The following is a 25,052-nucleotide window of genomic DNA, read 5'->3' on the forward strand; positions in this document are numbered from 1 at the left end:
AAGCCAGCGCCGTGTCCGAACGCGATCGTGCCCACTACTCCGATGAGGACATCCGCTCGAGCTGGGTTGCCGAGCCGCCGAAGCTGAACTCCACCGTCACCCTCGCCGACTACGACCCGGAGTGGCCGAGGCTCTACGAGCGGGAGGCCGAGCGGATTCGCGGGCTGCTCGGCGACCGGGTCGTCGCGCTGGAGCACATCGGGTCGACCTCGGTTCCGGGGTTATGCGCCAAGCCGATCGTCGACGTCCTGCTGGTCGTTCCCGACTCCGCCGACGAGCCCGCCTACGTCCCGGCCTTGACAGGCGCGGGGTACCGGCTGGTCATCCGGGAGCCGGCGCGGGACGAGCATCGCGCGTTCAAGGGCCCGGACACCAATGTCAACCTGCACGTCTACTCACGCGGCTGCCCCGAGATCGAACGGTATCGGCTCTTCCGCGACCGGCTGCGGACCCACGACGAGGAACGGGACCGCTACGCCACCGCCAAGCGGGAGCTGGCGAGCCGCACCTGGCAGTACATCCAGAACTACGCCGACGCCAAGACCGAGATCGTCGACGAGATCCTGAGCCGGGCGCGGGAGGCCGCCGCCGCTCCCTATGACGAATTCAGCGCCGCCTACGCGGAGCACTCGGGTGTCAATCCCTTCCAGGTCTACTACGACCGGCCCGCGATCCTGGGCCTCGCGGGCGAGGTGGCGGGCCTGCGGGTGCTCGACGTCGGCAGCGCGGCGGGACTGCTGGCGGCCGAGCTCGCCGATCGGGGCGCGCGGGTCACCGGCATCGATCGCAGCCAGGGCATGGTGGACATCGCCCGTGCCCGGTTCGGCGACCGGATCGACTTCCACCGGGCCGACGTCGCCCGGCCGCTGGACTTCCTGGCGGACGACTCGGTCGACCTGGTGACCGCCTCGCTGGTCCTGCACTACCTGCGGGACTGGGGGCCGACGCTGGCCGAGTTCCGTCGGGTGCTGCGGCCCGGCGGGACGGTGGTGGCCTCCGTGCACCATCCGGAGGACTGGCACTGGTTCGAGGGCACCCGCTACTTCGAGACGGAGTTGCTCACCGACGAGTGGAATCTCGCCGGACACCGGCACCGGGTGCAGTTCTACCGCCGCCCGCTGAGCGCGACCTTCACCGCGCTGCGCGAGGCGGGCTTCGTGGTGGACCGGCTCGAGGAGCCCGCGCCGCTGCCGGAGTGCGAGGCGGCCGATCCGGGCGCCTGGACGATGCTCACCGGCGGCCCGAGGTTCCTCTACCTCCGGTTGATCAACCCGAGGTGAGGTGGCCGGGGCGCCCTCAGCGCGCCCCCGCCGCGTCCCGCAGCAGGGCCATCCTGATCTCTCGTGCGGTGCTCATGTGCTCGCCGCCGGGGCCTTCGGCGCGTTGATGCTGCTCGCAGCCGTGCTGGTAATCACCGATGCGCGCTCCGGCTGCCCGACACCGGTGCGGTCGTCGGCCCCCGCCGCCGTGCCGCTGCCGATCGGCGTGCTGCTCGGTCTCGTCGGCGCGACGCTGCTCGGGCAGTCGGTGCTGCGGCATCGGACGGCGTCGCCTGGCAGTCCAAGGCGGTGCTGCGCCTGGCGGCCGTGGTCGCCACGCTCGTGACGTTCGCCCTGCCGCTGCCGGTGCTCGGCTACGTGGTGACCTCGGCGGGCCTTTTCGTCGCCGCCGCGCTGCTGCTCGGCGCCCCGCACCCCGGCCGTATGGCCGACTACGGCTGGGCACTCGCGGCGATCGGCAGCTTCATCGCGGGCACGATCGGCACCCTCGCGCTCACCTTCCTGGCGCCTGCGGTCGCCGACCTCGCCACGACCTTCGGGCCGCCCGAGTACGTGGCCGGTGATGGCCGTGGCGTTCGTGACCGTCAGTGCGCTGCTCGGCCGCAACCTCCTGGACGGGTCTGGTCGCCCTGCCTGTCGATCATCACCATCGGGCTGATCGGCATCGACTCGCAGACCGGCCAGCCCGACTCGCCTTCGGCGTCGGCGAACTGTTGGACGGCATCGACGTCGTCGTGGCGCTGTTCGCGCTCAGCGAGGCCTTCGGACACCTGTTGACCGGCACCGGTCACAGCACCGTCCACCCGCTGCGCGAGCGGGCGATGCTGTCACGCTCCGACTTTCCGCCGGTCGTGGCCCGCGTGGCTGCGCGGCACGGCGGTGGGCTTCCCGATCGGCAGCCTGCCCGCAGGCGGAGCCGAGGTGCCGACCTTTCTCAGCTACAGCATGGAGAAGCGGCTGACCCGGCATCCCCGCGAGTTCGGCCATGGCGCGATCGAAGGCGTCGCCGGACCGGAGGCGGCCAACAGCGCGGCGGTCGCAGGCGTGCTGCTGCGCAGGCGCCGGGCCGCCCGAGGCAGGGTGACGAGCGGCTGAGCGTGTTCAGCTTTCGCCCCGCCGAGCCTTCCGGCCGGCGGGGCGGAGTCCTCCTGTCGGCCCGGTGAATGGCGTCGTCGACCGTCGTCGGCCGCCGCCGAGGACGGTTCGCCGGTCACCTCCGGCGCAGGCGGCGGCCTCCCCAGAGCCCTAGGACTCCGACCGGTCAGAACACGCAGGTGCCTTCGGGGATGCTGCCGTTGCCCTGGTAGTCGACGCTGGCGACCACCGGAGACTCGCGCTTGATCCTCGCGGCCAGCTCCTTGCCTCGCTCGATCCAGGCAGTCTTGGCCTGCGAGGTGGGAAACCCCGAGCCCTGCGGGTCGTCGGGGTCGTAGAGGTCCTGATACTCCTCGTCCCAGGCAGTGATGTCGCGGACGAGGTCGTCGTCCAGTTGAAGGAACGCGATGCTCTCCTCGTCGATCCAGTGGTTGAGGGATTCTCCGGGATCTCCGTTGTCGTAGTAGAACGGCCCTTCGTTCCAGCCCGTCAAGATGAACAATTCGACGGTCGCCACCGCTTACCTCCGATGCAGTCGGGGCCGGATCTTCCGACCCGTCTGCAACGGGCATCGCGCCTGCGGTCTCACCGATGCGCCTGCCGCACACGAGTCCGGCGAAGACGTGATCGACGATCCGCTCCCGTAGAAGTCCGCGTTCTCGACCTTCACTCGGCGGCCTGCCGTCACGATACGGCCCATCCCCAGCGTCTTCGGGTCAGAAGACGCAGGTCCAGTCAGGGATGGTGCCGTCGGCCCGATAGTTCACCCGTGCGACGACCGTGGACTCCTGTTTGATGCGACGGGCGAGTTCTCTGCCTCTCTCCAACCAGGCGTTCTCGCTCTCGGGGGTGGGAAAGACCGAGGCCCGGGTGTCGGCGGGCTGGTAGATCGCCTGGAATTCCTCGTCCCAGGCGGCGATGTCCCGGGTCAGCTCCCAGCCGAGTCCGAGGAAGTCGGCGGCCTCCTCGATCGAGTGGTTGTAGTCCTCGCCCTCGCCTGCGTCGTAGTAGAAGGGGTCCTCCTGCCATCCCGCAAGGATGGCGACGTCGACTGTCATCGTCACTCACTTTCGGTGCGGGTGCGGCCGGAGCCTACGTCTCCTCGGTATGGGGTGGGCGCCGATGATGCCACCGTCATCGGCAACGGTGACGGCCACCCGACGAATCTCGCCGTCGAAGTCCACCTCGTACACCGGCCGATCCCGGCCGCTGTAGCCGACCACGACCCCACGCTCGAGAGCCGCGAACACGAGAGCCGGAATCCTCTCGCGTGGGACTCCCATCCTCTCGAATGCGCCCCGCTTCTGCGGCTCCAGAATATGATCCAGTCCTTTGCGCGGGGCCGCGTTCCAACCAGACGGTGCGCCCGTCGCGAAGCCTTGTCATCCGCACGACCTTCGTCCGGTCGATGTCGGCACCCGTCCGATCCAGGTACTCCATCCACTCCGCATACCGCCCCGTGGGGTCGGCTATCTCGGGGTCAATCAAGCGTGGACCGTCCTCCGGGTCTTCTCGGCCGGATTCGGGCTCTCCTCTTCCAAGTGACGCCGTCTCACCAAGACGAAGCCCGGCAACACTCCAGCAGTACCCGTCGATGATCTGCTGTGCCTCGGCGAGCGCTGCCTCCGCAAGGCGAACCTCCTCGGCCGCAGCATCACCACACTCCCGAATCCACTCGACATGTGGCCAGACGGAGATCCGGGTGGCAGGCCGGAAAATCCCCGCCCCATCGTCGATCGCGGTGTGCGCCATCGCGCAGGCGGCGCGGGCTTCGATCAGCAGACACCTCTACATCCTGCCGTTCTCAACGACTCCTGTCAGTGTCGCGGAGTTCCCCTTCACTTACTTCAGGGTGCCGCCTTCTGACCGCAACGTACCGGCTGTGGAGATCGTCTATGTGGAACAAGTCCACCACGGCGATTACCTCGATGGCGCCGCTGACATCGCTGTTTACGGTGGGGTGTGGAGCGGCCTCCTGGGATCGGCTCTCGACACAGCGAGGTCTCACGAGTTCCTACTTCAAGCCGCTACGCAGTACGAAGACTCATCCTCGAAGGAGACATGATGATCCCGGTGACCTCCACGCACTGGCGGAAGGCAGCCGCAAGTTCAGGGAACGGCAACAACTGCGTAGAGGTCGGCATCTCCTCGACCTCAGTCGGCATACGCGACACCAAGAACCGGCACGGCGGAACCCTCACCGTCGGCCACGCCACATTCGGGGCCTTACTGACTGCGATCAAAAACGAATCGGCTGCACTGAACCTCAGACCGACAAGTCGGCCCTTGACCAGCCCCGGTCGAGGGCCGACCTCGTCAGCAACGTCGAAGTCTCGCGATTCGTCCACCGAGGTGATCGCACCGGACTCCGCTACACCTTCGCCGTGGATGATTGACCCGTGACCGCACGAACACGCGGAACGCTGCTGTTGGCCGTCCTCGCGCTGGCCTGGGGGTCGAACTTCCTCTGGATCAAGATCGCGCTGGCGGGGTTCGACCCCGTCACGCTGACGTTCGGCCGACTCGCCCTCGGCACCCTCGTTCTGCTCGCCATCGTCGGAGCGCGACGGCAACGCCTGCCCCGTGATGCCGCGACGTGGGGACACCTCACCGTCGCGGCACTGCTGGCCAACGCCGCGCCCTACCTGCTGTTCGCGATCGGGGAGACCCGAGTCGACTCCGGCATCGCGGGAGCGCTCAATGCCACCACCCCGCTCTGGACCCTGCTCCTGGCATTGGCGCTACGCGCTCAGAACAGACCGACTGTGGCCCAGGCTGCCGGGTTCTTCCTCGGCTTCCTCGGCTGTCTGCTCATCTTCCAGCCCTGGACCACGCACGGGATCGATCTCGCAGGCGCGCTCAGCTGCCTGGCCGCCGCGTTCTCCTACGCAGTGAGCTACCTCTACATCGGCCGCCACCTCGCGCCAAGGACTCTCTCCCCGGTCACGCTGTCCGCCTGCCAACTCCTCGCCGCCACCGGCTGGCTGGCACTGGCGCTGCCTTTCGGGGACGTCGCCACGACCACTGTCACCGCCCCGGCCGTCGCGGCCCTCCTCATCCTCGGCGTGCTGGGCACCGGCCTGGCCTACATCGTCAACTACGCCCTCATCCGCACCGACGGAGCACCGCAGGCCTCCCTCGTCTCCTACCTGCTGCCCGCGATATCCGTCGTGCTCGGCGCACTGTTCCTCGGCGAGCCGCTGGCCGGGACACTCGTCGGCGTCATCGTGATCCTCTTCGGCGTCGCGTTGTCTCGCCGGAGAACTCGTTCAGCTGCGTGAGCCTGCGCAGGCTCGTCCCGTTCCAATGACGGTCCCAGGAACGCTGACCGCCACCACACCGACGAACTGGAGCGCATCGCACCAGGAGATCGACGTCCTGCTGCCGGATCTCGCCGCGCGACGGGGTCACGCCGCGTGGGCATCGCTCCGGCAGCGTCGCCAGTAGTCAGTGGTGCGCTGATCCAGCTACGGCTGTGCCTGAGCGACGCCGTGCCGCAGGTCGTCAACCCGCGACACACCCGACCTGGTGCACCTCCTCGAGCCGGCCCGATCAAGGGCGAGGGGCGCCACGGCCGTCGTCCGGTCAGTCCCGCGCGGCGGCCTCGCGGACGTGCCGCGCGATCAGCGCGTAGACCCGACGGGCCTTCGCCTGGTCGCGGACGTCGTAGCCGTGGTCGGCCTGCGGCACGTCGTGGTGCTCCCGCAGCGCGCCGACCTCGCGTAAGCGCCGCGAATACCGCAGGCCCTCCGCATAGAGCAGGTCGTACTCCGGCGTGATCACCAGCGCCGGGGCGATGCCGGTGAGATCCGTCGTGTCGCTCGGCGCGGCAGGCGAGGCCAGACGATCGGCGGCCAGGTTTCGGCCGGGCACGTAGGAGTGGTCGAAGACGTCGCCCATCCAGGGGCGCAGCATCGGCTTGGCGATCACCGAGGTCTTCTGTCCGGCCGGAACGGTGAGATCGAGCACCGGATAGTGCAGGGCCTGCAGGGCGATCGCGGGCCCACCCTGCTCCCAGGCCTGGCGGGCCGCAGCCGCCGCGAGCGCCCCGCCCGCGCTCTGGCCGCCGACCGTGAGCCTGCCGCCGTCCCAGCCGTGCTCGGCACCATGGTCGGCGATCCACCGGACGGCCTCGAACGCCTGGTGGACGGGCGCGGGGAACCGGTGCTGCGGCGCCACCACGTAGTCGACGTTGACGACGACCACGCCCGCCTCGGCCGCCAGGTACCGGCACAACGGATCGTCGAGCCACACTCCGGGCATGACGAACCCGCCGCCGTGGAAGTTCACGTGCACGGGCGGCCGCGCGATGCCCGCCGCAGGGCGGTAGACCACGGCGCGAGCAGGCGCGATCGTCGTGGGGATCGTGATGTCGCGTGTGTCGCCGGGCAGCTCGGGAAAGACGGCTCTGGTGCGACGGGTCACCGAGCCCTCGCTCAACCGCACCAGGCCCTGCATGATCCGAGCCGAGAACGCGGCGGCACCGGGTGTGCCGAGCATCGACATGTCTCCTCCATACGCCCGTCGGTCGCTTCATCGTCCCCGCGCCGGGCGATTCAGTGTGTGGCGCTGGCGCCGAGTCGTTCGCTGTCTCCTGCGTCGTTCGTCGTCGGCAGTTCGCCACCGCTCGGCCACCGGAGTCCCCGACCCGCCCACGCCGTCGACGGCCTCAGTCGGCATCGGTGTCATCGGGGCGCCACCGTCCCGGCCGCCGGACGAACCCGAACCGTGGGGCACTGCTGCGAGATCGGCCACGCAGCCGACCCCGATGGACCGGACAGGACGTCACCGGCGGGTCCTCCCAGTCGTCCAGGCTCCTACGACGTGCCCGTGTCCCCGTCGTTCCCGCCGTTCGCGGCGGCCGAAGATCGAGGCGGGCGGTCCGGTACGCGCCTGTCCCGAACACCATGGGCACGCATGGCGACCGCCTCGCCCTCACGTCTTCTGCAGATATTCCGCCCGGTCCTCGTCCACCAGATCCGCCACCATCCCCGCCAGGCCCGGGTGCTCGGTCAGCGCGGGGTCGCCGACCACGATGGCCTCCGCACGATCCCTGGCCTGCGCGATGACGTCCTCGTCGTCGAGGAGCGACAGCAGCCGCAGCCCCGATCGCCTGCCGGACTGGGCCGCGCCGAGGATGTCGCCCTCGCGACGCAGCTCCAGGTCGAGGCGGGCCAGCTCGAAGCCGTCGGTGGTGCTGGCCACCGCGTCGAGACGCTGCATGGTGGTGGTGCCCGGCACGGCGTCGGTGACCAGCAGGCACAGTCCGGCCGCGCTGCCCCGGCCGACCCGTCCCCGCAGCTGGTGCAGCTGGCTGACTCCGAAACGGTCGGCATCCATGATCACCATGGCGGTCGCATTCGGCACGTTCACGCCGACCTCCACCACGGTCGTCGCCACCAGCACGTCGATCTCGCCTGCGGCGAAGGCCCGCATCACGGTGTCCTTCTCGTCGGCGGGCAGCCTGCCGTGCAGCATCCCGACCCGCAGGCCGCGCAGCGGTCCCTCGGCGAGTTCGGGGGCCACGTCGGCCACCGCCAGCGGGGGGCGACGCTCCGAGCCCTCCCCCTCGGCGGGCGGCGGGGTGTCGACGTCCTCGCCGGAGGAAGCCTGATCACCGATCCTCGGACAGACCACATAGGCCTGATGTCCGGCGGCGACCTCCTCGCGAAGCCGCTGCCAGACCCGGTCCAGCCAGGCAGGCTTCTCCGCCACCGGCACCACGGTGCTCTTGATCGGTGATCGCCCCTTCGGCAGCTCGCGCAGCGCCGAGACCTCCAGATCCCCATAGACGGTCATCGCCACCGTGCGGGGAATCGGGGTCGCCGTCATCACCAGCACATGGGGGCTGACCCGTGACCCGGCTCGCGATCGCAGGGCGTCGCGCTGCTCGACGCCGAAGCGGTGCTGTTCGTCGACCACCACCAGGCCCAGATCCGCGAACTCCACCCGGTCCTGGATGAGCGCGTGAGTGCCGACCACGATGCCCGCCTCGCCGGAGACGACCTCCAGCATGGCCTTCCTGCGCTGCGCGGCACCCATCGAGCCGGTGAGCAGGGTGACCCGCGTGGCGTGATCGGGGGCGCCGAACTCCCCTGCGGTGGCCAGGTCGCCGAGCAGTTCGGCCAGGGAGCGCGCGTGTTGGGCGGCCAGCACCTCCGTCGGCGCCAGCATCGCCGTCTGTCGGCCCGCGTCGACGACCTGGAGCATCGCACGCAGTGCCACCACCGTCTTGCCGGAACCGACCTCGCCCTGCACGAGCCGGTTCATCGGATGCTCACGGGAGACGTCCGCCCGGACGATCTCGCCGATCGACCGCTGGCCCTCGGTCAGCTCGAAGGGGATGCGCGCATCGAAGCTGTCGAGCACGCCGTCGGGTCTCGGCGGGCAGGCCGGGGCGGGCCGGGCGTCGGCCGCCTGTCTGCGTTGGGCCAGGGCCAGCTGGACCGACAGTGCCTCGTCCCATTTCAGGCGCTTCCGCGCGAAATGCACCGCGGCCCGGTCCGCAGGCAGATGCACGTCGCGCAGCGCCTGAGTGAGGTCCGAGACTCGGAGATCGGCGCGCAGTCCGGCGGGCAGCGGGTCCTCGACGCCGTCCCAGGTGTCGAGGACCTGCCGCACGCACCGCGCGATCGACCAGGACGGCAGGCCCTGCGCCGCCGGGTACACCGGGATCAACGCGGCGGTGAACTCCGCGACCACCGAGTCGCCGTCCCCCGCGTCCTGTGTCGCGGGCTCGATGAGCTGATACTCGGGATTCGCGAGCTGGAGCTGGCCGCGATAGGCGGTGATCTTGCCCGCGAACAGGCCCTTCTTGCCGGGCAGCAGCTCCCGCTCCCGCCAGGCCTGGTTGAAGAAGGTGCAGTTCAACGCGCGTCTGCCGTCGGTGATGCGCACCTCGAGGATGCTGCCGCGCCGGGACCGCATGCTGCGCTTGGTCACCCGCTGGACCTCGGCCAGCACCGTGGCGTGCTCGCCGATCTCCAACCCGGCGATCTCCGTCAGTTCGCCGCGCTCGGCATAACGACGCGGATAGTGCCGCAGCAGCTCGCCCACGGTGTGCAGATTCAGCGACTTCGCCAGTGCGTCGGCCGTCTTGGCCCCGAGGATCGGGGTCAGCTGATCCGCCCAGTCGGTCATCGCGGACGGGCCTGGAGCTCGGTTCGGATCGGTGTCATTCACTCCACTCCCAGCAGCAGCACGGTGTCGGGCAGGTCGCCGTCGAAGCAGGTCAGGTCCACCTCGGGATGGATGCGGCGGAGCCGCTCGGACAAGGCGACGAGCAGGCCGTCCGGGGCGTGCCCGCCGGGCAGCACCGTGACCAGCTCACCGCCGGTGGACAACATCCGATCAAGAAGGGCCGACGCCGTCTCGATCGGGTCCCTTCCGATGATCATCACCTCGTCGTCGACGAGGCCGAGCACGTCACCGGGTTCACAGCGGCCCGCCCAGGTCAGCGCCGCGCTGGTGGCGACGAGTACCTCACCTCGGCGGGTCGCCGCCGCCGCCTCGGCCATCGCGACCGAGTCTTCGGCAGGGCGACGGCGCGGGTCGTGCACGGCCAGCGCGGCCAGGCCCTGCACCGGTGACACGGTGGGCACCACCACCACATCCTGACCCACCGACATCGCCTCGGCAGCGGCACGATCGGCGACCTCGATCGACACGGCGCCGTTGGGCAGCACCGAGACGTGCCGCGCCCCGGTCTCGCGGATGACGCCGACGAGTTCCACGACGGCGGCGGCGCCGCTCCGGGAGGAGGGCCGGAGCACTCGGGCTCCCTCGTCCGCGAACAGCGTCGCCAGTCCCTCGCTGGCCGCCACCGTCACGACGGCCCGGTGCAGGCCGAACAGGGCGCGCATCCGATGCGGCGAGACCGGCGCGACCGTCGGGTGCGGCTCGGTCGGCCCGTCGGGAGGCGCAGGCTGGTCGGCGAAGCGGACCACGCGAATCCGATGCGGCCTGCCGCGCTCCACACCGGCCTCGATCGCGGCCCCGATGTCGTCACAGTGCACGTGCACCGACCACAGGCCCGCACCGTCGCCCGCCACCGAGACCGAGTCGCCGAGATCGTCGAGGATCAGCCGCAACTCGTCGGCCCGCGCCTGGTCCGAGTCGGCGAGCAGGTACATGACCTCGTAGGCGGGCGGCGACCCGGCGAAGGGCTGCTCGCTGCCGGGTTCGAGACCGCTGGCGTCGGGGGCGCCGTGCGGGGTGTGGTCCTGCGGGCCGCGTCCGGTCGAAGGCTGTGCGGCAGGATCGGTCGGGCCTGCGGCCTCGGCGGCGATCTCGACCGCGGCGGCGCTCGGGGAGGAGCCCCCGGCGACCTGCCCGGCCTGCTGCGCACCGGCCTCGGCGGCATCCTCGCCTGCCGTGCCGCGCGCACCCACCACGGGTGAGCTTCCGACCGGCGGGCTCTCGGCGTCAGGACGGCCCAGGCGCCGCGCGGCGTCGCCTCGACCGCTGCCCACCACCGAGGACAACGCCTCGAGCAGCACCACGAGGCCTCGTCCGCCCGCGTCGACCACGCCTGCCCTGGCCAGCACGGCGAGCTGATCCGGCGTCCGTTCCAGTGCGTCGTCGGCGGCGGCCAGCGCGGCGGCGGCCACCGACGGCAGGGCGTCGGAGTCGGTGTCTGCGGCCGCCTGCGCGGCCGCGTGCAGGACCGACAGCACCGTGCCGGGGACGGGACGGGCGACTGCGGCGGTGGCGAGTTCGTCGGCACGCGACAAGGCGGTGCGCAGCGCCCCGCCGGTGAAGACCGACGCGCCCTGCACGGCCTCGGCCAGGCCACGAAGCACCTGGGAGAGGATCACGCCCGAATTGCCTCTCGCACCGGTCAACGCACCCTTGGCCAGGGCGCTGATCGCCCCGCTCACCGCCGAGCTGACCTCGGCAGGAGCATGCCGCAGCGAGTCGAGGGCGGCGCGCATGGTGTACAGCAGGTTGCTGCCGGTGTCGGCGTCGGCGATCGGGTAGACGTTGATCCGGTCGATCTCCTCGCGATTGGCCTCCAGATCGGCCACGCAGGCGTCGGCCCAACGGCTGACCGCCTCGGCGTCCAGGGCCTGCAACATCAGCCGTCTCCTCCGCCCGCGTCGTGAGTACGTCCTGTCGTGCCCCGGCGCCGATCCGGCGGCGGCCTTCCGCCGCTACGGGTCCCAGTCGTCACGGCTGCCATGCGTTCGCCGCACCGGCCTCGCCGGGACGTTCGGTGTGCCTGCCGGGGTGGGCGGCCTGCGCCTCGTGTCCGGCGGTCGCCACCCGGAGCCGGGGTTCGAGCCCGCTCGGCGGACCGCCTGCCGTCAAAGCCGCCCGCCGATCATTTCGTCGCAGGCCGACCGCCGGGGCAAGACTACCGTCGGCCCCCGGTTTGGAAGCGGCATGTGCGAGCCGCTAACCTGTCGAGGTCGCCCGGCCGGCCCGGGCTCTCATGTCGGCGTCTCCACGTCCGTTCTCGTGGATGAGGGACGCCCGTGATTGATCACAAACGTAAGGGGTGACTGACGTGGCTGCCGTCTGCGACGTCTGCGCAAAGGGGCCGGGCTTCGGCAAGTCTGTCTCGCACTCTCACCGCCGCACCAACCGGCGGTGGAACCCGAACATTCAGACCGTGCACGCCAAGATCGGTCTGTCCCAGCGCAAGCGGATGAACGTGTGCACGTCCTGCCTGAAGGCGGGCAAGGTCGTCCGCGGCTGACCACTGCGCCGCAGGCACTGCCTGACATGCACGACACGGCCCGAGGGATTTCTTCCCCTCGGGCCTTCTGTCGTGGGTGAGCCGGTCTGTTCGGCGTCCTCGGATCGCCCGGCTGAGGAAGCCGTATCAGGCGGCCCCGCCCCCGATCCCTGCCCTGCCGGGCCTGGGCGGCGGACGAGATGTGCTCCTCGGAGCCGCGCGGCGGGCCGCCAGGATGCCGACGGCCTGCGGCCCGGTCCTTGAGTTGATCCGCCGGTTCGGCGGCACGAGAAGGCCTACCTGGGTGCGCTGGGGGGTGCGGCGACACGCCCAGGCCCGAAGAGCGGACGGTGTCCTTGGCCACGCCCTTGCTGATGACCTCGTTCACCATGCTTTCCTCGTGAGCCGAGACTCGGATAGGTGAGGGACAGGAGGCGGAGGTGACCGAGACGACGGTGGCCGAGGTGCTGGCCGAGCTGGCCGCGCTCGAGGACCCTCGGGCCCGCAAGGTGAACGAGAGACACGGTGACGATCACGGCGTGAACCTCGGCAGGCTGCGCGCGCTCGCGAAGCGGCTGAAGACGCAGCAGGAGCTCGCCCTCGAGCTCTGGAGGACGGCGGACACCTCGGCGAGGCTGCTGGCACTCCTGATCTGCCGCCCGAAGGCCTTCGAGCGTGACGAGCTGGACGTCATGTTGCGTGAGGCGCGCACCCCGAAGGTGCACGGCTGGCTGGTGAACTACGTGGTGAAGAAGAACCCGCACGCCGAACGACTACGCCTGGCCTGGTCCGGAGATCCGGACCCGGTGATCGCGAGTGCAGGGTGGGAGCTGACCACCGAGCGCGTGGTCAAGAAGCCCGAGGGCCTCGACCTCGCAGAACTGCTCGACGTCATCGAGGCGGCGATGAAGGACGCGCCTGCTCGGCTGCAGTGGGCGATGAACCACTGCCTGGCTCAGATCGGGATCGAGCACGCCGAGCACCGCGCCCGCGCCATCGAGATCGGTGAGCGCCTAGAGGTGCTCAAGGACTATCCGACGCCGCCGAACTGCACGTCTCCGTTCGCGCCTACCTGGATCACCGAGATGGTGCGTCGACAGCGGGACGGGTAGAAGCGTCCGTTCGGCTGCGGTTCCGAGCGCCCGCATCCGACCGCGCGCTGATCGACCCAGCGTGCATCGCCCGGACGCGAACCCGCTCCGGCGAAGGATGCTCCGCTCACCCGGCGATCCGTCGCAGGCGCACGAGGGGAATCCGGGCCGGGTCGGCGAGGGGCGACCAGGCAGCCGAGAAGCACGCCACCGACCAGCCGGTCACGCCCGGCCGGTCGACCGCCTCGACCGTTCGGTCGCCTCAGGGCAGCTTCCAGTCGACCGGCTGACCGCCCTGCTGTTCCAACAGCGCGTTGGCTCGGCTGAACGGCCGCGAGCCGAAGAAGCCGCCGCGCGCCGCCATCGGGCTCGGATGCGCGGACTCGATGCAGGGGACCCCCGGCATCATCGGCGCCAGGTTGCGGGCGTTGCGGCCCCACAGGATCGCCACCAGCGGGCCGCCCCGCGCAGCCAGCGCCTTGATGGCCTGCTCGGTGACCGCCTCCCAGCCCTTGCCCTTGTGCGAGTCGGACTTGCCGGTCTGCAGGGTGAGGACCCGGTTCAGCAGCAGGACGCCGTGATCCGCCCACGGGGTCAGATCGCCGGTGGAGGGCTTCGGGTGGCCGAGGTCGTCCGAGTACTCGGTGAAGATGTTGACCAGACTCGGCGGCAGCGGCCGCACCTCGGGGGCCACCGAGAAGCTGAAGCCGACGGCATGGCCCGGCCTCGGATAGGGGTCCTGGCCGACGATCAGCACTCGGACCTCGTCGAACGGCTGGGTGAAGGCACGCAGGACGTGCTGCCCCGCAGGCAGGTACGTGCGGCCCTCCGCGATCTCGGCGCGCAGGAAGTCCCCCATGCGCGTGATCTGCTCGGCCACCGGCTCCATCGCCTTGGCCCAGCCGGGCTCCATGATTTCCGTCAAAGGACGTGCGGTCACGGAAAGCGACAATAGCGAGCCCTGCCGACACGTGATCGAGTAGCCCCATCGGCGTTCGCTCCCGCCGGAAGTGGCGCATCGTGCTCGCCTCGCCGCGGCCGACCGAGATCCACCTCCACGAAGGGGACGACGAACGACCAGCGGCATCGGCTCGCGCCGAACGTGGTTCTCGGTGGCAGGCTGCGGTGGGATCAAGGCCTGCTCGGATCGAGCGGCCCGACCCGGTCGTCCGTCATGACGGACGGGTCCGGGGTGGCCGCCCGGCGGCGACCACGCCGGAGCGGAGATTCCAGCGGCGGCACCGCCACCGACTCGCCTGCGGTTAGTCGAGGACCGCGATGGCCTCGACCTCCACCAGGAGGTCAGGCTCGGCCAGCGCCGCGACCCCGACGAGCGTGGCGGCAGGCGGGGTCGGCGTGCGACCCAGCTTCGCGAGGGCTCGCTCGATCCCCGCCACCAGCAGGGGCATCTTGTCAGGGGTCCAGTCCACGACGTAGACGGTGATCTTCGCCAGGTCGTCGAGGGTGCCGCCGACCGCCGCCAGCGCGGTGGCGACGTTGAGGTAGCACTGTTCGAGCTGGGCGGCGAAGTCGCCTTCGCCGACGCGGCCCCCCTCCGCGCCGCGGGCGACCTGGCCCGAGACGAACACCGTCCTCGATCCCGTAGCGACCGCCACCTGCCGATAGACGTCGACCTGCGGCAGCCCCTCGGGGTTCACCAGGGTGATGGCCATGCTGATCTCCTTCTCGCGCGAGCGGCGTGGATTCACAACCCGGTAACTATAGCAATGCAATGCTATGTAATCTGCCCGCATGGCCAGGACGAAGGATCCGGCGGTCCGCACCCTGCTGATCGAACGGGCCGCACACATGCTCCGGGTCCGGGAGCCCATCACCCTGCGCTCGCTGGTGGCAGGCACGGGCGTGTCGACGATGGCCGTCTACACCTACTTCGGCGGCATGGACGGCATGTGGAAGGCCCTTCGGCAAGAGGGCTTCACCCGCCTGGCGGCCCGATTCGCGGCGACGGCCGCCTCCGACGATCCGGTCGAGGACCTGACCGGCCTGATCGCCGCCTATCTCGGCAACGCCTTGGACCACTCCGATCTGTACCGGGTCATGTTCGACGCGAACTTCGACCTCGAAGACCTCGCGGCGGCGGACGCGACGTTGGAGTACCTGGTCCAGGCCGTCGATCGCGCCAGGCGGGCGGGCCGCTTCGTGGCCGACACCGACCCGCTGGAGCTGGCGACGCAGAGCTGGGCCGTCGCCCACGGTCTGGTCTCGCTGGTCGCAGGCGGACCGCTGCCGCAGGCGACGCTCGCAGGCGGCGTTCCCCTGCTGACGGCGCTGTTCGTCGGCAGGGGAGACGACCCGGACCGATGCAGGCGCTCCGTGGAGGGCGCCTGGCGGCGGTCACGGCTGCCCTCCTGAGAGCCCCACACCGAGACGGGGCGAAACGGGCAGCGCTCCCGCCGTGGCGATCGTCTACTCACCCGGGCTGCTCGGCGGCGGAAGCCCCCGAGCCGAGATTCTCCGACGCCCGGCCGGTGCGAGGCGCGTCGCCGCCGCCTCGCCTGCGACGGACCGAGTACTGCAACGTCCGCTGCACGATGAAGTACTCGGCCACCAGGACGTTGCCGACGAAGGAGGCCCACGCGCTCGCGGTGTAGACGTCCTGGAAGGTCAGGGACGGGTCCGCCTCCTGCATCACCAGTCCCACGCTGAGGTAGATGCGCAACGTCACGGCGGCGAACGTGAGCGCGTAGTTGCGGATCATCCAGATGCGGTGCAGCGCGACCTCGCCTCGGCGGATGGTCCGATACGCCTGGGCGATCGTGTACAGCCAGGCGACCGTCAGGAGATAGAACCCGACCTGGGCGGCGAATCCGCTGGTCGAGACGGTGGCCGCGACCACGGCGGCGACCGACCCCGCCAGGATGCAGATCAGGTAGACGCGACCGAGGATCCGGTGCGCCTTCGGGAACCGGGTGCGCAGGCGGCCGACGAACTGGAACGGTCCGATGATCAGTGCCAGACCACCCGGCGCCGCGTGCAGGACGAGCGTCAGGAAATGCGATGAGACGTCGGGGTTCAACGGCATCGTGCTGTTCTCGGGATCGCCGGTCAGGTAGGGCGACACCGCGAAGAACGCAATACCGACGGCGGAGGCGGCCAGCAGGCTCCACAGGACCCACCAGGCGCGGCGGCGAGTCGACTTCGACGTGGTGGTCATGATTCGTCCTCACTTTGTAGTGACTGATCACTATCATTAGGTCGACAAGGGATCTCAGTCGTGGATCAAGAACTGCTCGATGGGGATGCCGCCCGGGGCCCGGAGTCCTCGGCGGTCTAGCTCCGCGACCCCGACGGCCGCCTGCGGGGGCTTCGGAGCACGCGGGAACGATCGCTCGTCACCAGGTAGTCCCCCTCACCTGGTCATGATCGCGCTCGCCGACGTCATCGCAGGTCGCGCGGCCTGAATGTCAGCCGACGATGAGCACGTCCCGGCGGTGCGCCCCTTCGCCGACACCATGCCGTCGCCGCACTCTCCGCGCCCGCCGGAGCGTCTCGTACCCGATCGACTCGGCGAGCACGACGAGCACCGATCTGCCAATGCCCCCATGTCACACTTGATAGTACACAGTCACTATCTAACGACTATCAAGCGACCCGCCGCACCGCAGGGCGAGCTCGGTGCTCCTTCTCGGAGCCGGCAGAAGAGAGGGAAGTCCAGCGCCCCGGCGAATGCCGACCCACCCGCACGTGCTCGGGCACCCCGGCGGCGACGTCACGTCACCGCGTGCGGCGAGGGCCGGACTCTCCGGGGCTCTCGGTGATCAGCGAGGCGGTCGCCGACGAACCCCGCTGATCGAGTCGTGGCGCCGTCCCCCGGCTGCCGCGCATCGACCGAGGTCGGAAGAACCACGACGCAATCTCGGCGACGGGCCGCCCGCCCCGGCCTGTCCCGGTCACGGGAAGGCCGCTCTCGCGCGCCGCACCACGTATCGCACCTGCCTGCGGGAGCCGGTCCGCCGCACGCGGCCGGACCGCGCTGCGGACGCCCGGTCCCGATCGCCCGGCCCGGCGGCGGCTCAGCCGTCCAGCCTGCGCAAGCCCGTCTTGTAGCGCAGACCGTTGGCGACGTAACGGTCCACGTTGCCCTGCCAAGCCCCCTCGGGCACCTGGTAACCCTCACGAATCCTGGCAGGCACGCCCAGTGCCATCGCACGGGCCGGGATCGTCGTGCCGAACGCGACGACCGCGCCTGCGCCCACCACCGCGCCCTGTTCGACCACGGCGCCGTTGAGCACCACGGAACCCGAGCCGATCAGGCAGTGATCGGCCACCGTCGCGCCCTCGACGTGGACCGCGTGGCCGAGCACGCAGTCCGAGCCGATCAGGGTGGCGTGCTGCTCGGTGCAGTGGATGATCGAACCGTCCTGGACACTGGTCCGCTCGCCGATCTCGATGAATCCGTAGTCCCCGCGCAGCACCGCCTGCGGCCACACGGTCGAGCCCGCGCCGATCACGACGCGCCCGATCACCGTCGCATCAGGATGGACGTAGGCGTCGGGATGGATGTGCGGCTCCCACTCGTCCAGCGCGTAGATCGCCATCGGCGGTCCCTCCTCATCGTGGGGCGAATGTGCCGTGGTCCAAGGACCGCCCGCAGGCTCGGCGAGCGGAGCGGGGTCGGGTCGTCGCGGGGTCGTCAGGGACAGGCGCCTGCGTTCGCCTCGGTCCGGACGGAGCCGATCTGTGAGACCCGGCCTCGCGAGGCTCCGGCACCGGGAGCCTCGGCACCGGACGCCTCCGCACCGGACGCCTCGGCGATCGGCCCGGCGGCATGCGACGCCCCGAGGCCGTCGCCCGAGCGGACGGGCCCGCCGTCGCCCGCCCCGCCGTCGAGCAGCTTCGCGAAGCAGAGACTCTGCGCGTGGTCCCGATAGTGGCCGTACTTCGGCAGCGGCTGATAGCCAGACGAGGCGTACAGGGCGACCGCCTCCGGCTGCGCGTCGCCGGTCTCCAGGACGAAGCGGCGGCAGCCCGCGTCGGCGGCGGACCGCTCCAGGAACGCGAGCATCCGACGGGCCAGGCCGCGTCCCCGGAACTCCGAGGAGACGTACATCCGCTTCAGCTCGGCGTCGCCTGCCCGCAGGTGGGTGTCGGTCATCTCGTCCTCGCCGACGACCACCCGGCGCCAGCCGCCGGAGCTCACCGGCCTGCCGTCGACGTAGCCGATCACGAAGAGTCCGCGCGGCGGCGCGAACTGGTCGACGGCCACCGGCGTGTCGTCCTCGTCGCCGTAACGCCGCACGTACTCCTGCTGCACCTCGGCGATCAGACGCTCCGCGTCCGGATGGTCGAAGGGGGTGATGCGCAGCTCCATGCCCGGCAGGCTACTGATCGGGCCGGGTCCCGGGCCAGCAGAATGTGGGCAGTCGCTCAGGCCGGTTCCGCAGCCCCTCGGCGAGGCCGAGACCGGGGTGTCGATCGAGGACATCGGCTCGGAGTGCCTGCTCGGCAGGCTCAGGGGTGTCGCCAGTGCTCCCAGCCCGTCGGGCCGTCGTAGGCCCGGCCGTCGACGGTCACCAGGCTTCCGGTGTTCACCGTGCCCACCGCGCGCCACTCCGGCGGCAGCACGGCCTCGGCCGGGAACGTCGCGGCCAGCGCGTGATCCTCGCCGCCGGTCAGCACCCAGTGCAAGGGGTCGGCGCCGAGGGCGGAGGCCACGTCGATCAGTCGCTGGTGCACCTCCAGCCGGTCGCTCCAGACGTCGATCGAGACCGAGGAGGCCGCGACGATGTGGCCGAGGTCGGCCAGCAGTCCGTCCGAGACGTCGATCATCGCGGTAGCACCCGCATCCGCCGCCCCGGGGCCCGCCGCATACGGCGGCGTCGGCACCCGCTGTGCCGCCACCACCGCACCCGGCGAGCGGAACCCTCGGCCGAGCACGGCCAGTCCGGCGGCGGCCCAGCCGAGCCTGCCGCAGACCGCGACGACGTCGCCCGGCCGAGCACCGGCTCGCGTCACGGCGGGTCGCCCCGCGAGGTCGCCGAGCGCGGTCACCGAGATCATGATCTGCTGGGCGGTCGCCATGTCACCGCCGACGATGCCGACGCCGACCGACGCCGCCTCCTCCCACATTCCGGAGGTCAGGCCGTCGATCAGCTCGGTCGGAGTGTCCGCCGGGCAGGCGAGTCCCACCAGCAGCCCGGTCGGTGCGGCGCCCATCGCGGCCACGTCGGCGAGGTTGACCGCGATCGCCTTCCGCCCCACCTGACGCGGGTTCGACCAGTCCAGCCGGAAGTGCACTCCCTCGACGAGGACGTCCGTGCTCGCGACCACCCGGCCGTCCGGGGCGGCCAGCACGGCGGCGTCGTCACCGGGGCCGAGGAGCGTGCTGCCCGACTGGGGTCTGCCCGACGTGATGCGCTCGATGAGGCCGAACTCGCCGAGTCCGGCGACCGTGTCTCGCTCCGCCGGCTCCGGGTGCAAACGGACCTCCAATGGTCTGAGTCCCTAATACTTCACCAACTGGGGTACTTTGCTGCACACGTTCCTACCCCGAGCAGACCCGTCCAGACGAAGGGGCACGCCGTGGTCCAGGCATACATCCTGATCCAAACAGAGGTCGGCAAGGCAGCGGCAGTCGCTGCCGAGATCAGCAGCATTCCCGGCGTCACCACCGCCGAAGACGTCACCGGTCCCTATGACGTCATCGTCCGCGCCGAGTCGGACTCTGTCGACGAGTTGGGCCGACTCGTCGTCGCCCGAGTGCAGAACGTGGCGGGTATCACCCGCACGCTGACCTGCCCGGTGGTCCGACTCTGACCCCGGGGAACCGCACTCGTCCCCCGTGATGTCATGAGGACATGACCGAGGCAGGTTCCGGGCAAGCCCCCCGTCCGCTGGTCGCGGCGGCGATCGGGCTCCCTCTCGCGTTGGCGGTGGCCGTCGGGGTGCTGGCGCTCAACGCGGAGTCGGAGAGTTCGATCGACGACGCGACCCAGGCGGCCGACCGGACCGGTCCGTTGGCCCTGGCCACGATCCCGGCTCCGGACGCCGAGTCTCCGGAGTGCGTGGATCTCGTGGCCGCGCTGCCCGAGGAGCTGTCCTCGGGTGATTCCACCCTCACCCGTCGCGAACTGATCGACCCCGCGCCGCCCGGCGCAGCAGCCTGGGGAAGCGCCGATCACGACCCGGTGGTGCTCCGCTGCGGCCTCGGCGCCCCGGCTGAGCTGACGCCGACCTCGCAGCTGTTGGACCTGTCGGGCGTCCAGTGGTTGGAACTCACCGGCGAGGGCTCGACGACCTGGGCCGCAGTCGACCGTCCGGTGGGCGTGGCGCTGACCATGCCCGACGGCACGGGCAGCGGCCCGCTCCAGAGCGTCTCGGCCGTGATCGGCGAAGAGCTGCCCGCCGTCGAGATCGTCGTGGACAACTGACCGAGCTGCGTCACCCGGTCCGATCCTGATCCGCCGCGCGGTCACCGGGCGAGAGCGGTCGGCCCTCGCCGCCGTGCCCCGGCCGGATGCCCGCGCGCCTGCCGCCCGCGATGGTGCATGCGCATCCCGTCGCGTGAGCCGCCCGCCGTGACCACGGCGCGCCGCTCGCGCTCCTCACCGCGCCCACTGCGGAGGCTCGGGCCCGCCCGTCGCGGTCGCCGTCCTGACGGCGTGATCTCCCCCGCGCCGCCTGCGGCCTGTCCGCACCCCCCGCGCCGCGCGCGATGCCGCCTCGGCCCACCCCGCAGGCCCGCCCGCCGCGCCGCGACCCCCGATGGTGCGTGATCCGCGGCTGCCACTCGGTCGCGCCGGAGTCCGCCTCGGGCCTGTATCTCAGCAGCCTCAGCAGCTTCGGCCGCCGATCGTCCCGCCGTCGTCATCGGCGAGCCCCATGCCCGACGCGGGCCCGCTGCCTGCGGAGACGCCGCCCTCGGTCGCCGGCCTTGACAAGCGCCCTCGCCCTCGAAGTACTATTTACCTACGACACTAGGCTAATAGGTCGATAGGAAGCGTGTTGATCCACTTCACTGTGAGCCCGAGTTCCGGGGTGCCCCCCTATCTCCAGCTCGTCCATCAGGTCGAGCAGGCGGTCCGGCTCGGCCACCTGACCAGGGGCGACCGCCTTCCGACCGTGAAGGAGGTGGCTCGAATGGTGGCCGTCAATCCGAACACCGTTCTCAAGGCGTATCGCGAGCTGGAACACAAGGGCCTGGCTCAGGGCAGACCGGGGCGGGGGACGTTCGTCGCCGCCGAGGCCGCCGACCCGATCCCCGAGGCCCGGCTACGCGAGTTGCAGCAGTTGCTTGCGGGCTGGGTCCACTCGGCCAGGGCCGCAGGCCTGGACTCCGAGGGCATGACCGGGCTGTTCACGGCCGCGTTGCACGACACCACATCCCGAGAGGCCGAATGACCACCGTCATCCCGACAGCCGCGCCGAGCAGGCGGTTCCGCGTGATCTGGGCGCTCCGTGGCGTCGGCCCGGCCGGGTCGACGGGCGGCGTGTTCTCGTCTGCCGAACGAGACGGCGCGGGCAGGAGCATGCTGCCGGTCCGCATCGGCGAGGTGTCGACGCAGGCGCCGAATCGGGCACCGACCACGCCGAACCAGGCGGAGCTGATCCTCGGTCACCGCCGAGGCGTCCCTGCCCTCGCGGTCGGAACCGGGGTGCGGGCGTGATCTGGCCTGCCTTACGACAGCGCCGCGCCGCGCTGATCACGATGATGACGCTCGTCGGCCTGCTCGCGGCGGCATACCTCGTCGCGGGGCTGATGACTCGGCAGCTCTATCCGGCCGAGCACCTCGGCGAATGCACCCACGGACAGGGCGGCAGCGCCGCGCTGTGCGGGCTCGAGTACGGGGATCCCGCGCATCTGTTCCTCGGCTTCATGCACGGCCTGGCCGCGTCGCTCTGGCTCCTTCCGCTGCTGATCGGCATGTTCCTCGCCGCAGCGCCCACCGCGCGGGAGTTCGAGACCGGCACCCTGCGCTGGACGTTCACCCAGGGAATCAGCCGCAGGCGCTGGCTGGTCACGACGGCGTCCGCCGTGCTGGTGCCCGGGCTGAGCATGGCCGTGGTGTTCCAGCTCGGCTATCAGTTCTGGCAGGCCCCACTCGGCGAGTTCTACGGACAGTTGGGCCAGGGCCGGGGCTTCGGCCTCGGACCGCTGGCGATGCCCGCATTGACCGTCTTCACGGCCGCGTTCGGACTGCTCGCCGCGTCGGCGCTGCGCAGGCTGACCGCGACGATCGCGGTGACCCTGCTCGGCTGGTACCTCGTCTCGTTCGGCCTCGGCCTCCTGCGACCGCGCTACCTGGCGCCGCTGCTCACGGAGGGCAGGGATGCGCCGACCAGAGCCGACTGGCGCATCGCCACCAAGATCACCGACGCGACGGGTGCCGAGGTCTCCCTCGACGAGGCCTACGCCCGCGCTTCCCGGCTCCGGCCCGTCAGCTCAGGCGGGAACGCCGACCACTACTTCGCCGAGGCGGGGCTCATCCGATGGGTCGAGTACCAGCCCGCCGATCGCTTCTGGACCTTCCAGTTCATCGAGGCGGGCATCCTGCTCGTCCTGACCGGGCTGAGCCTCGCCGGGGCATGGCTGCTCGTCCGACGCAGGCCGTGAGCCGGGCGACGATCTTCGATGCCGGAGCTCTCGGGGGGTTCCGGGATCGATCGGGGCGAGCTTCGGATCTCGCCCCGAGGGGAGGTGGCGGAGCGGGGCGGGGTCTGCGCCGCCGAGCCCCGGCTGCTCCGCCGCCACCCCGACCTCGACAGAGGTGGACAGACACGTCACCGCACCTCGACGTGCTCGCACCGCAACTCGGCCGCAGCACTCCGCCGAGGTCGACGACGCGTCGTCCCCGGCACAGGCGACGAGAACAGCACGAGGCGCTCGCGGTCCGAGTGTCTTCGACCAGACGAACGACTCGGCCAGCCGACGACATGACCGGATTCTTCGACGCGGTGCTCACCAGAACACCGCCGAAGCAGGAGAGGACGCATGACCACTGTCATCGAGACATCGGGACTGGGAAAGCGGTTCCGCACCGAATGGGCGCTGCGCGATCTCGATCTGACCGTGCCCGCTGGCAGCGTGCTCGGCCTGGTCGGGCCGAACGGCGCAGGCAAGACCACGCTGATGAACCTGCTCGTCGATCTCCTGGCGCCTACCGAGGGTGAGCTGACCCTGTTCGGCCTGCCCGCCGGGCATGCCGAGCTGCGGGAACGGGTGGGCTACCTCGCTCAGGACCACCCGCTGTACCGGGGTTTCACCGTCGCCGAGATGCTGCGGGCCGGTCGAGTGCTCAACAGCCGCTGGGACGAGGACTGGGCGCAGTCGCGGATCGCCGCGCTGCGACTGAAGCCGCGTGCCCGGATCGGATCGCTGTCGGGCGGTCAACAGGCGCAGGTGGCGCTCACCATCGCCCTGGCGGCCAAGCCCGACCTGCTCGTGCTCGACGAGCCGGTGGCATCGATGGACCCGCTGGCCCGCCGGGAGTTCATGGGCCTGTTGATGGAGGAGGTCGCCGACCGCAAGACCACCGTCGTCATCTCCTCGCATGTCGTCTCCGAACTGGAGCGGGTGTGCGACCACCTCGCGGTGCTGACCGCAGGCAGGCTGTGCCTGGCGGGCTCGGTCGACGCGCTGCTCAGCGAGCACAGCATGATCACCTGCGCCGCCGACGAGGTCGAGCAGCTCACCGCCGCGTATCCGGTGATCGACCGCTCGGACGCGGGCAGGCAGAGCACGCTGCTGGTCCGATCGGGGACGGACGGCGCCGGATCGGGCTGGGCTGCGACGCAACCGGATCTGGAGGAGCTGGTCCTCGGCTATCTCCGCAACGGTCTGCCGTCGACGACGCAGGGCGGGATCGACGCGTGATCTGGCTGCTGTGGCGACGACACCGCGTCGCGCTGGTGATCCTGACCGCGCTCATCCTCGGGCTGGGTGCGGCGTTCTTCGTGGCCGGGCTGGTGACCCGTGCCGTGTTCCCGGCCGAGTTGCTCGGCCGGTGCACGGAACAGGACTGGCCCCAGTGGAACTGCGGACTGAGCCCCGACGACCCGGCGGCGGTCTACCTGCGCACCACGCACTACGCCTTCACGCTCGTCACCTTCCTACCGATTCTGACCAGCGTGTTCCTTGCCATCCCCGCGTTCGCGGGCGAGTACCAGAGCGGCACCGCTCGCTGGGGGCTCACCCAGGGTGTCAGCCGAGACCGGTGGTTCCTCGCCCAGGCGGCTGCGGTGTTGCTTCCGACACTCGCGTGGTGCGTGATCCTGCAACTCGGCATCCAGTTCTGGCTCGGTCCGGTGCGCGAAGAGGTCGGCCTCTCCCCGTACGGGGGCATGTCCGTGAATCCCCTCGGGCTCCCGATGGCGACCCTCTTCCTGGCCGCGACCGGCCTGTTCACCGGCGCATGGCTACGCAGGACCTCGCCCGCGATCGCGGTGACGGTCATCGGCTCCTACCTGATCCTGTTCGCGAACGCGCTGCTGCGACCGTGGTATCTGCCCCCGGTCGTCGCCGAGGCGAACACCGTGCCCGGCGGCGCGGGTTCACAGGTCAGAATCTGGCCGACGGACCCGGCAGGCACCGAGATCTCCTGGATACACGCAGCCGACCTCGCCGCCCAACACGCTCCGGCGGGCGAACAGGATCTCGATCCCTATTACGCCGAGGCGGGCATCCGGATCTGGGTGTCCTACCACCCGGAGGAACGGATCTGGCTGCTGAATCTCATCGAGGCGGGCATCCTGTTCGCGCTGACGGCGCTGTGTCTCTTCGGAGCGTGGCAACTGGTGCGCCGCCGCGGGTGAGAACGCAGGCTTCTCGGTTTGGAGACTCCTGAGTCCGGCCCTGCCGGGGTTCCAGAGATTCTCCCGGACTCGGGGACAAGACTTCGATCAATCCGGGCGCGATCCCGGTATCAGACGATCCATTCTCATCTCTCG

Annotated in this window: 28 protein-coding genes and 1 pseudogene; 16 read left to right on the forward strand and 13 right to left on the reverse strand. The window is 70.6% G+C overall.

Annotated features, from left to right (window positions below; all coding sequences use genetic code 11):
* The first annotated feature begins 11 nt into the window (after positions 1-11).
* Complete coding sequence (locus UA75_RS26400; protein WP_075742547.1) at positions 12-1,280, forward strand: GrpB family protein; 1,269 nt, start codon at positions 12-14, stop codon at positions 1,278-1,280.
* A 16-nt stretch (positions 1,281-1,296) separates the two neighbouring features.
* Here the strand turns inward: UA75_RS26400 and UA75_RS26405 are convergent, their stop codons facing one another.
* Positions 1,297-1,539: a hypothetical protein gene (locus UA75_RS26405; protein WP_075742548.1), complete on the reverse strand. Its 243-nt coding sequence runs from the start codon at positions 1,537-1,539 to the stop codon at positions 1,297-1,299.
* Positions 1,540-1,568: 29 nt separating this feature from the next.
* Here UA75_RS26405 and UA75_RS26410 point away from each other — a divergent pair, with 29 nt between their 5' ends.
* Complete coding sequence (locus UA75_RS26410) at positions 1,569-2,057, forward strand: tripartite tricarboxylate transporter permease (protein ID WP_075742549.1); 489 nt, start codon at positions 1,569-1,571, stop codon at positions 2,055-2,057.
* Positions 2,058-2,123: 66 nt separating this feature from the next.
* Positions 2,124-2,375, forward strand: a pseudogene (locus tag UA75_RS26415) (tripartite tricarboxylate transporter permease); the annotation flags it as partial.
* 166 nt (positions 2,376-2,541) lie between these two features.
* On the opposite strand, the gene UA75_RS26420 reads toward UA75_RS26415, so the two are convergent.
* The 3 genes from UA75_RS26420 to UA75_RS32210 all read right to left on the reverse strand — a co-directional run bounded on the left by UA75_RS26420 (position 2,542) and on the right by UA75_RS32210 (position 3,625).
* Positions 2,542-2,892 (reverse strand): hypothetical protein, encoded by a 351-nt coding sequence (locus UA75_RS26420; protein WP_157434451.1) that lies wholly within the window; start codon positions 2,890-2,892, stop codon positions 2,542-2,544.
* A 199-nt stretch (positions 2,893-3,091) separates the two neighbouring features.
* Positions 3,092-3,433, reverse strand: a complete 342-nt coding sequence (locus UA75_RS26425) for a hypothetical protein (protein WP_157434452.1) — start codon at positions 3,431-3,433, stop codon at positions 3,092-3,094.
* 6 nt (positions 3,434-3,439) lie between these two features.
* Complete coding sequence (locus UA75_RS32210) at positions 3,440-3,625, reverse strand: hypothetical protein (protein WP_083683644.1); 186 nt, start codon at positions 3,623-3,625, stop codon at positions 3,440-3,442.
* Positions 3,626-4,077: 452 nt separating this feature from the next.
* Between UA75_RS32210 and UA75_RS26435 the strand changes: the two genes are divergently transcribed.
* Genes UA75_RS26435 through UA75_RS26445 form a run of 3 tightly spaced genes read left to right on the forward strand, consistent with a single transcriptional unit; the run spans position 4,078 to position 5,656 of the window.
* Complete coding sequence (locus tag UA75_RS26435) at positions 4,078-4,440, forward strand: Scr1 family TA system antitoxin-like transcriptional regulator (RefSeq protein WP_157434453.1); 363 nt, start codon at positions 4,078-4,080, stop codon at positions 4,438-4,440.
* Positions 4,440-4,778 carry a DUF397 domain-containing protein gene (locus UA75_RS35115; protein WP_083691086.1) on the forward strand — a complete coding sequence of 113 codons (339 nt, stop codon included), beginning with the start codon at positions 4,440-4,442 and terminating at the stop codon, positions 4,776-4,778. Before UA75_RS26435 ends, UA75_RS35115 begins: the two co-directional genes overlap by 1 nt.
* Positions 4,775-5,656 carry a DMT family transporter gene (locus UA75_RS26445; protein WP_075742555.1) on the forward strand — a complete coding sequence of 294 codons (882 nt, stop codon included), beginning with the start codon at positions 4,775-4,777 and terminating at the stop codon, positions 5,654-5,656. The genes UA75_RS35115 and UA75_RS26445 overlap by 4 nt, the downstream gene beginning before the upstream one ends.
* Positions 5,657-5,960: 304 nt before the next feature.
* Here the strand turns inward: UA75_RS26445 and UA75_RS26450 are convergent, their stop codons facing one another.
* The 3 genes from UA75_RS26450 to UA75_RS26460 form a co-directional block, all read right to left on the reverse strand.
* The gene (locus UA75_RS26450) at positions 5,961-6,875 is read right to left on the reverse strand and encodes an alpha/beta hydrolase fold domain-containing protein (RefSeq protein ID WP_075744241.1); all 915 of its coding nucleotides are present in this window, start codon (positions 6,873-6,875) and stop codon (positions 5,961-5,963) included.
* Positions 6,876-7,310: 435 nt separating this feature from the next.
* Positions 7,311-9,515, reverse strand: coding sequence for an ATP-dependent DNA helicase RecG (gene recG, locus UA75_RS26455; protein WP_075742556.1), 2,205 nt, complete (start codon positions 9,513-9,515; stop codon positions 7,311-7,313).
* Positions 9,516-9,553: 38 nt separating this feature from the next.
* Positions 9,554-11,452, reverse strand: a complete 1,899-nt coding sequence (locus tag UA75_RS26460) for a DAK2 domain-containing protein (protein WP_075742557.1) — start codon at positions 11,450-11,452, stop codon at positions 9,554-9,556.
* A gap of 431 nt (positions 11,453-11,883) precedes the next feature.
* Between UA75_RS26460 and rpmB the strand changes: the two genes are divergently transcribed.
* Both rpmB and UA75_RS26470 read left to right on the forward strand, forming a co-directional pair.
* Positions 11,884-12,075: a 50S ribosomal protein L28 gene (gene rpmB / locus UA75_RS26465; protein WP_069851817.1), complete on the forward strand. Its 192-nt coding sequence runs from the start codon at positions 11,884-11,886 to the stop codon at positions 12,073-12,075.
* A gap of 419 nt (positions 12,076-12,494) precedes the next feature.
* Entirely contained in the window at positions 12,495-13,166 is a 672-nt protein-coding gene (locus tag UA75_RS26470; RefSeq protein ID WP_075742558.1) for a DNA alkylation repair protein, read from the forward strand.
* Between the two features lie 241 nt (positions 13,167-13,407).
* Here UA75_RS26470 and UA75_RS26475 read toward each other — a convergent pair whose 3' ends face one another.
* On the reverse strand, positions 13,408-14,085 hold the full coding sequence (locus UA75_RS26475) for a uracil-DNA glycosylase (RefSeq protein ID WP_075742559.1): 678 nt from the start codon (positions 14,083-14,085) through the stop codon (positions 13,408-13,410).
* A 322-nt stretch (positions 14,086-14,407) separates the two neighbouring features.
* Positions 14,408-14,818: a RidA family protein gene (locus tag UA75_RS26480; protein WP_075742560.1), complete on the reverse strand. Its 411-nt coding sequence runs from the start codon at positions 14,816-14,818 to the stop codon at positions 14,408-14,410.
* Between the two features lie 79 nt (positions 14,819-14,897).
* On the opposite strand from UA75_RS26480, the gene UA75_RS26485 reads away from it, so the two are divergent.
* Positions 14,898-15,518, forward strand: a complete 621-nt coding sequence (locus UA75_RS26485) for a TetR/AcrR family transcriptional regulator (RefSeq protein ID WP_075742561.1) — start codon at positions 14,898-14,900, stop codon at positions 15,516-15,518.
* Positions 15,519-15,576: 58 nt separating this feature from the next.
* Here the strand turns inward: UA75_RS26485 and UA75_RS26490 are convergent, their stop codons facing one another.
* The 4 genes from UA75_RS26490 to UA75_RS26505 all read right to left on the reverse strand — a co-directional run bounded on the left by UA75_RS26490 (position 15,577) and on the right by UA75_RS26505 (position 19,586).
* A complete protein-coding gene (locus UA75_RS26490; protein WP_075742562.1) occupies positions 15,577-16,320 on the reverse strand; it encodes a DUF2306 domain-containing protein in 744 nt (247 codons plus the stop codon).
* An 859-nt stretch (positions 16,321-17,179) separates the two neighbouring features.
* Positions 17,180-17,704, reverse strand: coding sequence for a gamma carbonic anhydrase family protein (locus UA75_RS26495; RefSeq protein WP_075742563.1), 525 nt, complete (start codon positions 17,702-17,704; stop codon positions 17,180-17,182).
* Positions 17,705-17,799: 95 nt separating this feature from the next.
* Entirely contained in the window at positions 17,800-18,477 is a 678-nt protein-coding gene (locus UA75_RS26500) for a GNAT family N-acetyltransferase (protein WP_075742564.1), read from the reverse strand.
* 140 nt (positions 18,478-18,617) lie between these two features.
* Positions 18,618-19,586, reverse strand: a complete 969-nt coding sequence (locus UA75_RS26505) for a thiamine-phosphate kinase (protein WP_075742565.1) — start codon at positions 19,584-19,586, stop codon at positions 18,618-18,620.
* 102 nt (positions 19,587-19,688) lie between these two features.
* Between UA75_RS26505 and UA75_RS26510 the strand changes: the two genes are divergently transcribed.
* The 7 genes from UA75_RS26510 (at position 19,689) to UA75_RS26545 (ending at position 24,917) form a co-directional block, all read left to right on the forward strand.
* The gene (locus UA75_RS26510; protein ID WP_075742566.1) at positions 19,689-19,922 is read left to right on the forward strand and encodes an Lrp/AsnC family transcriptional regulator; all 234 of its coding nucleotides are present in this window, start codon (positions 19,689-19,691) and stop codon (positions 19,920-19,922) included.
* A gap of 41 nt (positions 19,923-19,963) precedes the next feature.
* Positions 19,964-20,536, forward strand: coding sequence for a DUF3515 domain-containing protein (locus UA75_RS26515; RefSeq protein ID WP_075742567.1), 573 nt, complete (start codon positions 19,964-19,966; stop codon positions 20,534-20,536).
* 571 nt (positions 20,537-21,107) lie between these two features.
* Entirely contained in the window at positions 21,108-21,506 is a 399-nt protein-coding gene (locus UA75_RS26520; protein WP_412459528.1) for a GntR family transcriptional regulator, read from the forward strand.
* The gene (locus UA75_RS26525; RefSeq protein WP_075742568.1) at positions 21,503-21,772 is read left to right on the forward strand and encodes a hypothetical protein; all 270 of its coding nucleotides are present in this window, start codon (positions 21,503-21,505) and stop codon (positions 21,770-21,772) included. Before UA75_RS26520 ends, UA75_RS26525 begins: the two co-directional genes overlap by 4 nt.
* The gene (locus UA75_RS26530; protein WP_075742569.1) at positions 21,769-22,719 is read left to right on the forward strand and encodes a hypothetical protein; all 951 of its coding nucleotides are present in this window, start codon (positions 21,769-21,771) and stop codon (positions 22,717-22,719) included. The genes UA75_RS26525 and UA75_RS26530 overlap by 4 nt, the downstream gene beginning before the upstream one ends.
* Positions 22,720-23,097: 378 nt before the next feature.
* The gene (locus UA75_RS26540; protein WP_075742571.1) at positions 23,098-23,979 is read left to right on the forward strand and encodes an ABC transporter ATP-binding protein; all 882 of its coding nucleotides are present in this window, start codon (positions 23,098-23,100) and stop codon (positions 23,977-23,979) included.
* On the forward strand, positions 23,976-24,917 hold the full coding sequence (locus tag UA75_RS26545; RefSeq protein ID WP_075742572.1) for an ABC transporter permease: 942 nt from the start codon (positions 23,976-23,978) through the stop codon (positions 24,915-24,917). The genes UA75_RS26540 and UA75_RS26545 overlap by 4 nt, the downstream gene beginning before the upstream one ends.
* The last annotated feature ends 135 nt before the right edge of the window (positions 24,918-25,052 follow it).

Source organism: Actinoalloteichus sp. GBA129-24 (assembly GCF_001941645.1).
Classification (GTDB): Bacteria; Actinomycetota; Actinomycetes; order Mycobacteriales; family Pseudonocardiaceae; genus Actinoalloteichus_A; species Actinoalloteichus_A fjordicus.

Bases quoted from the DNA above. Each gene is read 5' to 3' on its own strand.
- UA75_RS35115 (WP_083691086.1), top strand. From the start codon at position 4,440: ATGATCCCGGTGACCTCCACGCACTGGCGGAAGGCAGCCGCAAGTTCA.
- UA75_RS26460 (WP_075742557.1), bottom strand. From the start codon at position 11,452: ATGTTGCAGGCCCTGGACGCCGAGGCGGTCAGCCGTTGGGCCGACGCC.
- UA75_RS26525 (WP_075742568.1), top strand. From the start codon at position 21,503: ATGACCACCGTCATCCCGACAGCCGCGCCGAGCAGGCGGTTCCGCGTG.
- UA75_RS26500 (WP_075742564.1), bottom strand. From the start codon at position 18,477: ATGGAGCTGCGCATCACCCCCTTCGACCATCCGGACGCGGAGCGTCTG.
- UA75_RS26425 (WP_157434452.1), bottom strand. From the start codon at position 3,433: ATGACAGTCGACGTCGCCATCCTTGCGGGATGGCAGGAGGACCCCTTC.
- UA75_RS26515 (WP_075742567.1), top strand. From the start codon at position 19,964: ATGACCGAGGCAGGTTCCGGGCAAGCCCCCCGTCCGCTGGTCGCGGCG.
- UA75_RS26450 (WP_075744241.1), bottom strand. From the start codon at position 6,875: ATGCTCGGCACACCCGGTGCCGCCGCGTTCTCGGCTCGGATCATGCAG.
- UA75_RS26485 (WP_075742561.1), top strand. From the start codon at position 14,898: ATGGCCAGGACGAAGGATCCGGCGGTCCGCACCCTGCTGATCGAACGG.
- UA75_RS26480 (WP_075742560.1), bottom strand. From the start codon at position 14,818: ATGGCCATCACCCTGGTGAACCCCGAGGGGCTGCCGCAGGTCGACGTC.
- UA75_RS26540 (WP_075742571.1), top strand. From the start codon at position 23,098: ATGACCACTGTCATCGAGACATCGGGACTGGGAAAGCGGTTCCGCACC.
- recG (WP_075742556.1), bottom strand. From the start codon at position 9,515: ATGACCGACTGGGCGGATCAGCTGACCCCGATCCTCGGGGCCAAGACG.
- UA75_RS26490 (WP_075742562.1), bottom strand. From the start codon at position 16,320: ATGACCACCACGTCGAAGTCGACTCGCCGCCGCGCCTGGTGGGTCCTG.
- UA75_RS26405 (WP_075742548.1), bottom strand. From the start codon at position 1,539: ATGCCGCAGCACCGACTGCCCGAGCAGCGTCGCGCCGACGAGACCGAG.
- UA75_RS26495 (WP_075742563.1), bottom strand. From the start codon at position 17,704: ATGGCGATCTACGCGCTGGACGAGTGGGAGCCGCACATCCATCCCGAC.